The organism is Streptomyces sp. NPDC050546 (assembly GCF_044457425.1).
GTDB lineage: Bacteria > Actinomycetota > Actinomycetes > Streptomycetales > Streptomycetaceae > Streptomyces.
The window spans coordinates 15,577-27,895 of sequence record NZ_JBITGX010000011.1 but is presented as its reverse complement, the minus strand read 5'-3'; the positions used below and the strand labels follow the sequence as shown (position 1 = coordinate 27,895).

Genomic DNA, 12,319 nt, shown 5'->3' with positions numbered 1-12,319 from the left:
ACCAGTGGCCGACAACGCGCGGGCTAAAAGGCTGGCGGACCTCATCCGAGAGGTGGTGGCCCAGAAGCTGCAGCGCGGGATCAAGGACCCGCGGCTCGGCTCGCACGTCACCATCACGGACACCCGGGTCACGGGTGACCTGCGGGAGGCGACCGTCTTCTACACCGTGTACGGGGACGACGAGGAGCGCAACGAGGCCGCAGCCGGCCTGGAGAGCGCCAAGGGCATCCTGCGCTCCGAGGTGGGCCGGGCCGCCGGTGTGAAGTTCACGCCGACCCTGACCTTCGTCATGGACGCCCTCCCCGACACGGCCCGCAACATCGAGGACCTCCTCGACAAGGCGCGCCAGTCCGACGAGAAGGTACGCGAGGCCTCCGCCGGCGCGAAGTACGCCGGTGAAGCCGACCCGTACCGCAAGCCGGACGAGGACGACGAGACGGACGACACCGCCGAATGACCCAGAAGCACACCACGCCCGACGGCCTCGTCATCGTCGACAAGCCGTCGGGCTTCACTTCGCACGACGTCGTCGCCAAGATGCGCGGCATCGCCAGAACACGACGCGTCGGGCACGCAGGCACCCTCGACCCGATGGCGACGGGCGTCCTCGTCCTCGGCGTCGAGAAGGCGACCAAGCTCCTCGGCCACCTCGCGCTGACCGAGAAGGAGTACCTGGGCACCATCCGGCTCGGGCAGAACACCCTCACGGACGACGCCGAGGGGGAACTCACCTCCTCCGCCGACGCCTCCAAGGTCACCCGCGAGGCCGTCGACGCGGGAGTCGCCAGGCTGACCGGCGACATCATGCAGGTGCCGTCCAAGGTCAGCGCCATCAAGATCAACGGGGTGCGGTCCTACAAGCGGGCCAGGGAGGGCGAGGAGTTCGACATCCCGGCCCGGCCCGTCACGGTCTCGTCGTTCGGCGTGTACGACGTCAGGGACGCCGTCGCCGAGGACGGCACGCCCGTACTCGACCTGGTCGTGTCGGTCGTCTGCTCCTCCGGTACGTACATCCGGGCCCTGGCCCGCGACCTGGGCGCCGACCTCGGCGTGGGCGGTCATCTCACCGCCCTGCGCCGTACCCGCGTCGGCCCCTACAAGCTGGACGCGGCCCGGACGCTCGACCAGCACCAGCAGGAGCTGACCGTGATGCCGATCGCCGAGGCCGCGACGGCCGCCTTCCCGCGCTGGGACGTCGACGCCCGGCGGGCCAAGCTGCTCACCAACGGCGTACGGCTGGAGATGCCCGACGAGTACGCGGGCTCCGGCCCCGTCGCCGTCTTCGACCCGGAGGGCCGCTTCCTCGCCCTCGTCGAGGAGCAGCGGGGCAAGGCCAAGAGTCTGGCCGTCTTCGGCTGACGCTGACCTGGGGGACCTGGGGCCGGTGTCCGCCCGTGGAGCGGCGACCACGGGGTACCTCCACTGCCGCCGCTCCACGGTCCCCCCTCGGTTCCCCCACCCCTAGGGTGTATCCAGCCATCCCCGTCGGTTCACCCGTCCGTGCGGGCGCTCGGAGTGAACCGGGGGAGCGGAAGGGGGCGCTTTCGGCGAGCGGCCTGTCCGGCTGATCATCTCGCCCCTACCGTCGAACGCGAGGGCAGGGGTGTACGGCGGGGAGGCTCGACGATGGCGTCGCGGAACCGGTCCCGGGAGTCGGACGGCAGCGCACGGGACTCCCAGGAGCGCGCCGGAACAGCGGATCAGGCAACAGCGGACAGGACAACGGCCGATCGGGCACCGGAGGCAGCGGAGCAGGCGGGCCGGGCCCTCGACGAAGCCCTCGTCCGTGTCCACGACCCCGCAGGCCGCCCCCGCGGCACCGGGTTCCTGGCCGACCACCGCGGCACGCTCGTCACCAGCCACGAGGCCGTCGACGGACTGCCCCGGCTCGTGCTCCTCGGGGCCGGGGACCGCCGCCGTGTCGTGACCGCCGACGCGATCACTCCGCTGCCCGCCCTTGACCTGGCCCTCGTACGGACCGACGGCCTCGAGGTGCCGCCGCTGCCGGTCACGGTGCGGGACGGGACCCGGACGGGCGCCTATGTGCGGATCGCCGCCGGCGGCTGGCGCGAGGCACGTGTCCTGGGCCAGGGCACCGCGACGTACACGGCCACGAACCGTGTCCACCGCCTCGACGCGCTGGAGCTGGCGGTCGGAACGGCCGGGCGGGACGCGCTGCGGCCGGCCGGCGGAGCGGCCGGCGGCCCCGTGCTCGACGCCGCGACCGGCGCCGTCGTAGGCGTGCTCGGCACGGCGCTCAGCTCCGGCCACCGCGACGTCGGGTTCGCCGTGCCCCTGGATCCCCGGGTCTCCGGAGCAACGGGCCCACTCGCCGAACTGCTGGCCGAGAACGCGGCGACGGTCCCCGCGTACGGCGACGATCTCAACCTGGCCGGGGTACTGGAGCTGACCGGCACATCGGTGGCACAGAACGGCCCCGCCTGCCTCCCGGAACCGGTGGAACGGGCGGCTGCGACGGCCGAGTTCAGCGCCTTCACGGCAGGCCCGGCCGTCGTCCTCGGCCTCGTCGGGCCGCCCGGCAGCGGCCGAACGACGGAACTCGCGGCGCTCGCGGCCCGCCGGGGCCGCGACGGGCAGCCCACGCTGTGGCTGCGCGGCTCCGAACTGCGGGACGACGACGCGTCGGTGGCGGACGCGGCGGGCAGGGCGCTGACCCGGGCCGCCCTCGCCGTGGCAGCCGACCGCGCCCCCTTCCCGGCCGACCTGGGCGACATCACGCCCGAGCGCCTCGCCGGCCTCGCCCGTGCCCTCGGCCGCCCCCTGCTGCTCGCCCTCGACGGCCCCGAGGAGATGCCGCAGGCCCTGGCCCGCCGTCTGGCCTCGTGGACGGACGCGACGGTGCGGTGGCTGCGGGAGACGGGAGTGCGGCTGGTGGTGGCATGCCGGGCGGAGTACTGGGAGGAGGTGCCGTTCCCGGGGGAGGTACTGCACCGGCCGGGAGGCGCGGGGGAGCGGGTCGCTTGTGTACGCCTCGGGGATCTCACCGAGGACGAGGCACGGGAGGCCCGCCTGCGGCACGGCATCCCGGACGGCGCCCTCGCCGACGCGGACGCCCGGCACCCCCTGGCCCTCCGGCTGCTCGCCGAGATCCGGACCGCCCTCGACGGTGCCCCCGATGCGCCCGCCGCCGGCGCCGACCGGCACGACGTCTTCGCGGCCTACCTGGACCTGATGTCCCTGCGCATCGCCGCGCGCCTGGCCGACGGGAACGGGATGAGCGGCACCGCCGTACGCCGGCTGGCCGCCAAGGTCTCGGGGCAGGTGCACCAGGCCGCCCGGCGCGGCCTCGGTCCCGGGCCAGGGGATCTGGACCGGGAAGCGTTCGACGCGGTGTTCCCATGGGGGCCCGCCCCCGCGCGGCTCGGGGGCGGGACCGGCTGGGCGCGGGCCGTCCTCGCCGAGGGCCTGCTCGTGCCCGCCGGACCCGGCTACCGCTTCGCCCACGAGGAACTCGCCGACTGGCTCCAGGGCATGCACCTCGACCTCGACGAGGCACTGCTGGCCCTCGTCCACCGAGGACGGGAATCGCGGTCCGACCCCGTCCCGCACCATCGCATCGGACCCGTGGTCCAGGCCCTGCTGTTCCTCGCCCGCCAGCACGGCACCGGTCGGCCGGCCTCCCGGCTGGCGGACCTGGTGCACGCCCTGGACGCCGACCCACGGTCCTGGTGGGCCGCCCGGCTGCTCGCCGGGACCCTGTCGGCCGTGCCCGACGCGACGCCGTACACCGAGGTGCTGCGGCTGCTCGCCGACCGGATCGTCGCCTGGCGACGGCAGCGGCGGCCCGTGCCGGAGGAGGTCGGGCCCGCCTTCTGGACCGGCCTGCGGCTGCCGCAGGACGTGCGCCTAGGCCTGCTGCGGCGGCTGGTCCACGCCGACGGCCCGCCGTGCGAGGCCGGTCCCCGCTTCCTGGACGCCGTGGCGCGGCTGCTCACCGCCGACCCCACGCGGGTGCAACCGCTGCTCGCCGACTGGTTCGACGACGAGCGGCCGCTGCCCGCCACCCCGGACGCGACGGTGGCCACGGCCGCGCAGGCGCTGCTGCACACCCATCGCCGGCGGGCCCTGGACGAGCTGACGGACGTGCTCGTCGACCGTGCTCACCGGCGCGCCGACGAACTGCTCGCCGTGCTGGCCGAGGAGGAACCCTCGGCGGTGTGCCGGGCCGTGGACCGGTGGGCGCTCGACGAGCGGCCCGCGCGCCGGGAGGCCGCGGTGGCGCACGGACTGCGCGTCGCACCCCACGCGAGCACAGGAGACGACCGCGCCCTCCTGCGCTACGCGGCCCTCGCCCTGCTCGCCCGCCCCGCCGGCCACACCCTGCACGGCGGCGCGCTGGCCCTCCTCGTCCAGGACCCGCACACCCAGGCCAAGTACCTCCCGCGGGCGCTGGAGCGCTTCGCGGCGGGCGACCCGCGCTTCCCTCAGGACGTGCCGGCCCGTGCCCTGCCGGCCCACCCCGAGCCGGTCCTCGGCGCCTTCGCGGCACGACTGCGGCGGCCGGACGCGGAGGAGGCACTGCGGGCGCTCGTCGACGCCACCCCGCCCGGCCTGGCCCGGAGGGTCGCCGCACTGGTCCGGGAGGCGGCGGAGCAGCGGCCGGAACTCGCCGGGCAGCTGGCCGCGTACGTCGACCAGCGGCTCGACCGGGGCCCTGAAGCCCGTGCCGTGCTGCTGCCCCTGGTCACCGGCCTGCTGGACGGCGGGACGGTACGGCTGCGGTGCGCCCTCGCCGCCGTCCTCACCCCGCCCGGCATCCCCGCCTCCCGCCCGCTGCGCCGCGAGCTGCGCGACGCGCTCCTGGCCCGCGAGCACGACATCGACGTGCTGGACGCGCTGCTCCAGGCCGCCGCCCGGAACAGCGGCGACGACCTGCGCGACCTCGTCCACCGCGTCGGCCTGCTCCTCGTGCGCACCCCCGAGGGCGCAGGCCGCTTCGACCGTGCCCTGGTCGACCTGGGCCGGCACGTGCCCGGCTTCGCCGCCCGCGTGGCCGGCTGGCTCGCCGACGCGCCCGTGGAGTGGGCGGCGGTGGTCGGGCCGAGCTCGCTCCGGACGATCGAGAACCTGGCGGGCGTACGCGTCCCCGCCTGACCATGCCGATGCGGGCCCGAGGCATGGGGCATGGCACCCTTAGACCTGCGCACGAGGCAACCACGGACAACCACGGACACGGTTCGACGAGCTTTCGACAAGGAGCAGGCACAGTGCAGCGCTGGCGTGGCTTGGAGGACATCCCCCAGGACTGGGGGCGCAGCGTCGTCACCATCGGCTCCTACGACGGAGTCCACCGCGGACACCAGCTGATCATCCGGCATGCCGTGAACCGCGCCCGGGAGCTGGGGGTGCCCGCCGTCGTCGTCACCTTCGACCCGCACCCCAGCGAGGTCGTCCGGCCCGGCAGCCACCCTCCGCTGCTCGCCCCGCACCACCGCCGCGCCGAACTCATGGCCGGCCTGGGCGTGGACGCGGTGCTCATCCTCCCCTTCACCACCGAGTTCTCGAAGCTCTCCCCGGCCGACTTCGTCGTCAAGGTGCTCGTCGACAAGCTGCACGCCAAGGCCGTCGTCGAGGGCCCCAACTTCCGCTTCGGGCACAAGGCCGCCGGCAACGTGGAGTTCCTGGCCACGCAGGGCAAGACCTACGACTTCGAGGTCGAGGTCGTCGACCTGTACGTGACCGGTGAGGCGGGCGGCGGCGAGCCGTTCTCCTCCACGCTCACGCGGCGACTGGTCGCCGAGGGCGATGTCGAGGGCGCGGGGGAGATCCTGGGCCGTCCGCACCGGGTCGAGGGTGTCGTCGTCCGAGGTGCCCAGCGCGGGCGCGAGCTGGGCTTCCCGACGGCCAACGTCGAGACGCTGCCGCACACGGCCGTCCCTGCCGACGGTGTGTACGCCGGCTGGCTGCACGCCCAGGGCGAAGTGATGCCGGCCGCGATCTCCGTCGGTACGAATCCGCAGTTCGAGGGGACCGAGCGGACGGTGGAGGCGTATGCCATCGACCGGGTCGGGCTGGATCTGTACGGGTTGCATGTCGCTGTCGACTTCTTGGCGTTCGTGCGGGGGCAGGCCAAGTTCGAGACGCTTGACGCGTTGCTGGAGCAGATGGGACAGGACGTCAAGAAGTGCCGGGAGTTGGTGGCGGCGGAGGGGGCTGCCTAGTCCTCTTGAGTGTCGGCTGCGGGTGCGCTGTGGCTTGTCGCGCAGTTCCCCGCGCCCCTTCTAGGGCGATTTCGCAACTGCCCAGTGGCAGGCCACCTGGGAGTCTCCGCTCCCGTGCAGCACCTCCAAGTCCTGGCCCCTGCACGCGTCCGCCACGCCTGCTGCCTCCGCCTCGCCGCTCGACAGGATCTGGCAGCGGGCGTGGAAGCGGCAGCCGTTCGGTACACGTGACGGGTCCGGGGGCTCGCCGGTGAGGATCACCGGGGCGCCCGGGGCCTCCGGGAGCACGGACAGCAGGGCCTGGGTGTACGGATGCCGGGGTGCGGTCAGCACCTGTTCCACCGCGCCCGTCTCCACGATCCGGCCCAGATACATCACCGCGACCCGGTCGGCGATGTTCCACGCCAGACCCAGGTCGTGCGTGACGACCAGCGCGGACAGGCCCAGGTCGGTGCGCAGCCGCAGCAGCAGGGCGAGGATCTCACCGCGCACGGAGGCGTCCAGGGACGCCACCGGCTCGTCGGCGACGAGGAGTTCGGGCTCCAGGACGAGCGCGCCCGCGATGACGACCCGCTGGCGCTGCCCGCCGGACAGCTCGTGCGGATAGCGCAGGAAGAAGCGCTCCGGGGGCCGTAGCCCGGCCCGGGACAGGGCCTCGGCGACCGCGGTCCGCTCGTCGCCGCCGTACCCGTGGATGCGCAACCCCTCGGCGACCGCGTCGTACACCGTGTGCCGCGGGTTGAGCGAGCCGCTCGGGTCCTGAAGGACCAGCTGGACGCGCTTGCGGTACGCCTTCAGGGAGCGGCCGGAGTACTCCAGCGGGCGGCCGTCGAAGGTGACCTGGCCCGCGGTCGGCTCGACCAGGCCCAGCAGGGAGCGCGCCAGGGTCGTCTTGCCGCAGCCGGACTCGCCGACCAGCGCGACGATCTCGCCGGGCCGGATGTCGAGATCCACCCCGTCCACCGCGCGGGCCCGGGGCCCGCCGTGCCGGCCGGGGAACGTGACGTACAGGCCCTGGGCACTCAGCAGGGGTGCCGTGGTGACGTCGGATGTCGTGGGGGACATGGTCATGGCGTGCCGGGCCTCGCTTCCTCCAGGGCATCGGGCTTCTCGCGGGCTTCGTGCGCCGGATCACCGACCAGGACGCACGCCGCACGGCGTTCCGGCCCCGCCTCCCGCAGCATCGGGTCCTCCTCGGCGCAGGACTCCAGTGCCACCGGGCACCGGGGATGGAAGGTGCAGCCGGACGGCAGCGCGGCCGGGTCGGGCGGGTCGCCCGCCAGTCCCTGCGGCGCGAACCGGGACGCGGGGTCGCCGATGCGCGGGAACGCGGCGGAGAGGGCCTTGGCGTAGGGGTGCCGGGCGTCCTCGTACACCTGGGCCGCCGGGCCCTCCTCGACCACCCGGCCCGCGTACATCACCGCGAGCCGGTCGCAGGCGTCGGCGAGCACCGCGAGGTCGTGGCTGATCATGATCAGACCGAGGTCCTGGTCCGCCACGAGCTGCTCGATGAGCCGCAGGATCTGCGCCTGGATCATCACGTCGAGCGCGGTGGTCGGCTCGTCGGCGATGACCAGCCGCGGGTCGCAGGCCAGCGCCATGGCGATCATCACGCGCTGGCGCTGGCCGCCGGACAGCTCGTGCGGATAGGCGTCCGCGCGGGCGGCGGGCAGGCCCACCTGCTCCAGCAACTCGCCGGTCTTCTTCTTCGCCCCGGCCGGTGTCGCCTTCCTGTGCAGCAGGATCGGCTCGGCGATCTGGTCGCCGATGCGGTGCACGGCGTTCAGGGAGTGCATCGCGCCCTGGAAGACGACGGAGGCCCCGGCCCAGCGGACCGCCCGCACCCGGCCCCACTTCATCGTCAGCACGTCCTCGCCGTCGAGGAGCACCTCGCCGGTGATCCGGGTGCCCGTCGGAAGCAGTCGCAGCAGGGCCAGTGCCAGTGTGGACTTGCCGCAGCCGGACTCGCCGGCCAGGCCGAGCTTCTGGCCCGCGTCCAGGCGCAGGTCGACGCCGCGCACGGCGGCCGCCCCGCCCGCGTACGTCACCGCCAGGTCCCTGACGTCGAGCAGACTCAACGCGACACCCCCAGCCTGGGGTTGAGGACGGACTCCACGGCCCGTCCGCACAGCGTGAACGCCAGCGCCACCACGGCGATGGCGATGCCCGGCGGCACCAGGTACCACCAGTCCCCGGCACTGACCGCGCCCGCCTCCCGCGCGTCCTGGAGCAGCCCGCCCCACGACACGACCGTGGGGTCGCCCAGGCCGAGGAAGGCCAGCGTCGCCTCGGCGAGGATCGCCGAGGAGATGATCAGGGTCGTCTGGGCGAGCACCAGCGGCATGACGTTGGGCAGGACGTGCCGGGACATGATGTGTCCGTGCCCGCCGCCGAGCGCCTTGGCCCGCTCGATGTACGGCCGCGTCTCCACCGCCAGCGTCTGCGCCCGCACCAGCCGGGCCGTGGTCGGCCAGGTGGTGACGCCGATCGCCACGACGGTCGTGGTCAGCGAACGGGACATCACGGTGGCCAGGGCGATCGCCAGCACCAGCGTCGGCATCACCAGGAACCAGTCGGTGATCCGCATCATCACCGTCGCGTACCAGCCCTTGAAATGCCCGGCCGTCACCCCGATCAGCGTGCCGATCGCCACCGACAGCACGGCGGCGAGCAGCCCGACCAGCAACGACACCCGCGAGCCCCAGATCACCAGGCCCAGCAGGTCACGGCCGAACTGGTCGGTACCGAGAGGGAACTCGGCGCTCGGGCTCTGCATCGGACGCCCCGGCGCGTCGGTCACACTGCTCACGTCCGAGCCGACGAACAGCGGCGCGAACAACGCCAGCAGCGCGCACAACGCGAGCGCGGTCAGCCCGTACAGCCCCGCCCGCTCCGCGCGGTACTGCCGCCAGAAGCGGGCGACGGAGGCCCGGCGGCGCTGCCGGGAGAGGGCGCGCGGACTCAGGACGGTCTCGGTCGTCGTCATCGGGCCACCCGGGGGTCCAGCAGCGGATAGACCAGGTCGGCAAGAGTGTTCATCACGATCACCGCGGCGGCGAACACGAAGAACAGGCCCTGCACCAGCGGCAGATCGGGCACGCTCAGCGCCTGGTAGAACAGCCCGCCGAGCCCGGGCCAGGAGAACACCGTCTCCACGAGGATCACGCCCGCCACCGTCCGGCCCAGGTTGATGAAGATCAGCGTCACGGTCGGCAGCAGCGCGTTCGGCACGGCGTGCCGGCGCCGCACGAGATCGTCGCGCAGCCCCTTGGCCCGCGCGGTCGTCAGATAGTCGCTGCCCATCTCGTCCAGCAGCGCCGACCGCGTGACCAGCAGCGTCTGCCCGTACTCCACCGCCACCAGCGTCACCACCGGCAGCACCAGATGGTGCGCCACGTCGAGGACGTACGCGAAGCCCTCCTTGCCGCCCGACTCCATGCCGCCGGTGGGGAACATCCCGGGGAGCGGTCCGATGCCCACCGACAGCACGATGATCAGCAGCAGCCCGAGCCAGAAGGACGGGATGGAGTACAGCGTCAGCGCGAGACCGGTGTTGACCCGGTCCCCGACCGTGCCGCGCCGCCACGCCGAGCGCGTGCCGAGGAAGATGCCCAGCGCGGTGTACAGGACGAAGGCGGTCCCGGTGAGCAGCAGGGTGTTCGGCAGCGCCTCGGTGATCTTGTCGACGACGGGCGAGCGGAACTGGTACGACGTCCCGAAGTCGCCGGTGAGCGCCTTGCCGCAGTAGTCGGTGAACTGCCGCCAGAGCGGCAGGTCGAGCCCGAACTCCCTGCGGTAGGCGGCCAGCTGCTCGGCCGACACCTGACGGCCGCCCGTCATGGTCTTCACCGGGTCGCCGGGGATCAGCCGGAAGAGGAAGAAGCTGGTGACGAGCACGGCCAGCAGCGATACGGCGGCCCCGGCCACCTTGCCCGCCAGGTACCTCGGGTACGCGGAGCCCTTGCGTACCCGAGGCCCGGCCGCCGGTTCCCGCTCCTCGACCAGCGCGGGTGTCGCGTCAGCGGTCATGTGCGCCCGCTCGCCCGCGCTACTCGCGGTCCTCGGCGGTGGCCCGCCGCCGCAGGGCAGCGAACCCGCCGAGCCCGGCGAGGATGACGACACCGGCGACGATCGCGACCACGACCCCCGTCGACGACGCGTTGTCCGACGACCCGCCGGAGTCCGCGGGGACCGCCGACCACCAGCTCCAGTAGCCGTCCTGGCCGTAGATGTTCCCCGCCTTCGCCGGCATGGTGGTGATCGACTTGATCTGGTCCGTCCGGTAGGCCTCGACCGCGTTCGGATACGCCATGACGTTCATGTACCCGAGGTCGTACAGCCGCGACTCCATCTGCTGGACGATGTCCGCCCGTTTGGCGGGGTCGTACTCGGCGAGCTGCCGGGCGTAGAGCTCGTCGTACCTCTTGTCGCAGATGAAGTTGTCGGTGGCGCCCGTGTCCTCGGGGGTCGCCGGGAGGGCGCCGCAGGTGTGGATGGACATCACGAAGTCCGGGTCGGGGTTGACCGACCAGCCGTCGAACGCCAGGTCGTACTTCCCGGCGAGCCAGGGGTCGGTCACGTTGTCCAGGCAGTTCAGCTGGACGCCGATGCCGAGCTCGCCCCACCACTCCTGGAGGTACTTGCCGACCGCCTTGTCGTTCGGGTCGGTGGCGTGGCACAGCACGCGGTAGCTGATGGGCTTGCCGTCCTTGCCGACGCGCTTGCCGTCGCCGTTTTTCTTGTAGCCCGCCTGGTCGAGCAGCCGGGCCGCCTCGGCCGGGTCGTACGAGAGCTTCTGGTCCGCGGACGGTTTCCAGAAGTAGTTCTGGAAGCGCGGCGGGATGTAACCCTCGCCCTCGACGGCGTGTCCCTGGAACACCTTTTCGATGATGGCCTCGCGGTCGACGGCCATGAACAGCGCGTTGCGCACCCGCTGGTCCAGCAGGGAGGGGTGGCCGTCGCCGAACTTCTTGCCGTTCTTGGCTTTCGCGCCCGGGTTGGTGGCGAGGGCGTAGAAGCGGCGGCCGGGGGCGTCGTTGACCCGGATGTTGTCCGCGCCCTCCAGGGACGCCGCCTGAGCGGGCGTCAGGGACGGCGAACCGGCGACGAACGACACCTCGCCCTTGCGCAGCGCCGACACCGCCGCGTCCTGGTCCTTGTAGTAGCGGAAGACCACCTCGTCGAACTTCGGCCCGCCGCGCCAGAACCCCTTGTTGGCCTCGAGCCGGACGTAGCTGTCGGCCTTGTAGTCGGTCAGCGTGAACGGCCCGTTCCCGACGACGGGGAAGTTCTTGTCGTTGTTGAACTCGGAGAAGTCCGAGACCTTCTCCCACACGTGCTTCGGCACGATCGGCACATCGAGGGACGTCATCGTGGCCTGCGGCTTCTTCAGCTCGATGACCAGCTCGGTCGGGCTCGGGGCCGTCACCTTCTTGAAGTTGCCGACGTAGCTGCCGTTCGCCGTGGCCGCGCCCTCGTCGGTCATCATCTTGTTGAACGTCCACGCCGCGTCCTCGGCGGTGGCCTGCTTGCCGTCCGACCACTTGGAGTTCGAGCGGATCGTGTACGTCCAGGTCAGCTTGTCCGGCGACGACTCCCACTTGGTGGCCAGGCCCGGGATGGCGTGGTTGTCCTTGGGGTCGTAGTTGGTCAGGTACTCGTACATGAGCCGGTGGATGCTCGTACTGAGCAGCCGGACCGCCAGGAACGGGCTGAGCGAGTCCACGCTCTGCGCCACCGCGACGGTCAGCACCTTGCCGTCGTCGGCCGCCCGGGCCTGCTGGGGCGCCGGATCGAGCGGGGTCGCGAGCCCGGCGGTGAGGGTGAGCGCGGCCGCCCCGGCCATGGCGACGAGCCGGAGGCCGCGCGGGAGGCTGCGTGTCTGATCGTTCGTGCCCATGGTCGGACCTCGCGTCATCGCTCGGACGGGAAGGACGGGTTGATCAGCTGTCAGACGTTTGATGTGTGTGTATCAGCGGCCGTCTCCACCCGTCAACGGCGCGTTCACCCCTTGTGGCCTGCGGAAATAACGAATTGGCGAGCTTTCCGCACCCATTGGTCGAGACCACTGACGCCCTCCTGGCCAGGGGCTGGCAACGGATTTCGCCCCTGAACGCGCCGAAGCCCGCGCCGAGTGG

The 12,319-nt window shown here is 72.7% G+C and carries 9 protein-coding genes; 4 read left to right on the top strand and 5 right to left on the bottom strand.

Annotated features, from left to right (window positions below; all coding sequences use genetic code 11):
* Positions 1-4 precede the first annotated feature (4 nt).
* The 4 genes from rbfA to ACIBK5_RS26395 all read left to right on the top strand — a co-directional run bounded on the left by rbfA (position 5) and on the right by ACIBK5_RS26395 (position 6,182).
* Complete coding sequence (gene rbfA / locus ACIBK5_RS26410) at positions 5-457, top strand: 30S ribosome-binding factor RbfA (protein ID WP_189728170.1); 453 nt, start codon at positions 5-7, stop codon at positions 455-457.
* Positions 454-1,359: a tRNA pseudouridine(55) synthase TruB gene (truB, locus tag ACIBK5_RS26405; protein ID WP_399023108.1), complete on the top strand. Its 906-nt coding sequence runs from the start codon at positions 454-456 to the stop codon at positions 1,357-1,359. The genes rbfA and truB overlap by 4 nt, the downstream gene beginning before the upstream one ends.
* Positions 1,360-1,626: 267 nt before the next feature.
* On the top strand, positions 1,627-5,115 hold the full coding sequence (locus ACIBK5_RS26400) for a trypsin-like peptidase domain-containing protein (RefSeq protein ID WP_399023106.1): 3,489 nt from the start codon (positions 1,627-1,629) through the stop codon (positions 5,113-5,115).
* Positions 5,116-5,228: 113 nt separating this feature from the next.
* Complete coding sequence (locus ACIBK5_RS26395; RefSeq protein ID WP_399023104.1) at positions 5,229-6,182, top strand: bifunctional riboflavin kinase/FAD synthetase; 954 nt, start codon at positions 5,229-5,231, stop codon at positions 6,180-6,182.
* Between the two features lie 60 nt (positions 6,183-6,242).
* Here ACIBK5_RS26395 and ACIBK5_RS26390 read toward each other — a convergent pair whose 3' ends face one another.
* From ACIBK5_RS26390 to ACIBK5_RS26370, 5 genes are read right to left on the bottom strand one after another with little or no spacing between them, the layout of a single operon-like run.
* On the bottom strand, positions 6,243-7,253 hold the full coding sequence (locus tag ACIBK5_RS26390; RefSeq protein ID WP_399023102.1) for an ABC transporter ATP-binding protein: 1,011 nt from the start codon (positions 7,251-7,253) through the stop codon (positions 6,243-6,245).
* Positions 7,250-8,260 (bottom strand): ABC transporter ATP-binding protein, encoded by a 1,011-nt coding sequence (locus ACIBK5_RS26385; RefSeq protein WP_399023100.1) that lies wholly within the window; start codon positions 8,258-8,260, stop codon positions 7,250-7,252. The genes ACIBK5_RS26390 and ACIBK5_RS26385 overlap by 4 nt, the downstream gene beginning before the upstream one ends.
* Entirely contained in the window at positions 8,257-9,168 is a 912-nt protein-coding gene (locus ACIBK5_RS26380) for an ABC transporter permease (RefSeq protein WP_399023098.1), read from the bottom strand. The genes ACIBK5_RS26385 and ACIBK5_RS26380 overlap by 4 nt, the downstream gene beginning before the upstream one ends.
* On the bottom strand, positions 9,165-10,211 hold the full coding sequence (locus ACIBK5_RS26375) for an ABC transporter permease (protein ID WP_382496728.1): 1,047 nt from the start codon (positions 10,209-10,211) through the stop codon (positions 9,165-9,167). Before ACIBK5_RS26375 ends, ACIBK5_RS26380 begins: the two co-directional genes overlap by 4 nt.
* 19 nt (positions 10,212-10,230) lie before the next feature.
* On the bottom strand, positions 10,231-12,081 hold the full coding sequence (locus ACIBK5_RS26370) for an ABC transporter substrate-binding protein (RefSeq protein WP_399023096.1): 1,851 nt from the start codon (positions 12,079-12,081) through the stop codon (positions 10,231-10,233).
* Positions 12,082-12,319: the final 238 nt, after the last annotated feature.

Bases quoted from the DNA above. Each gene is read 5' to 3' on its own strand.
- ACIBK5_RS26370 (WP_399023096.1), bottom strand. From the start codon at position 12,081: ATGGGCACGAACGATCAGACACGCAGCCTCCCGCGCGGCCTCCGGCTC.
- ACIBK5_RS26400 (WP_399023106.1), top strand. From the start codon at position 1,627: ATGGCGTCGCGGAACCGGTCCCGGGAGTCGGACGGCAGCGCACGGGAC.
- ACIBK5_RS26390 (WP_399023102.1), bottom strand. From the start codon at position 7,253: ATGACCATGTCCCCCACGACATCCGACGTCACCACGGCACCCCTGCTG.
- ACIBK5_RS26380 (WP_399023098.1), bottom strand. From the start codon at position 9,168: ATGACGACGACCGAGACCGTCCTGAGTCCGCGCGCCCTCTCCCGGCAG.
- truB (WP_399023108.1), top strand. From the start codon at position 454: ATGACCCAGAAGCACACCACGCCCGACGGCCTCGTCATCGTCGACAAG.
- ACIBK5_RS26375 (WP_382496728.1), bottom strand. From the start codon at position 10,211: ATGACCGCTGACGCGACACCCGCGCTGGTCGAGGAGCGGGAACCGGCG.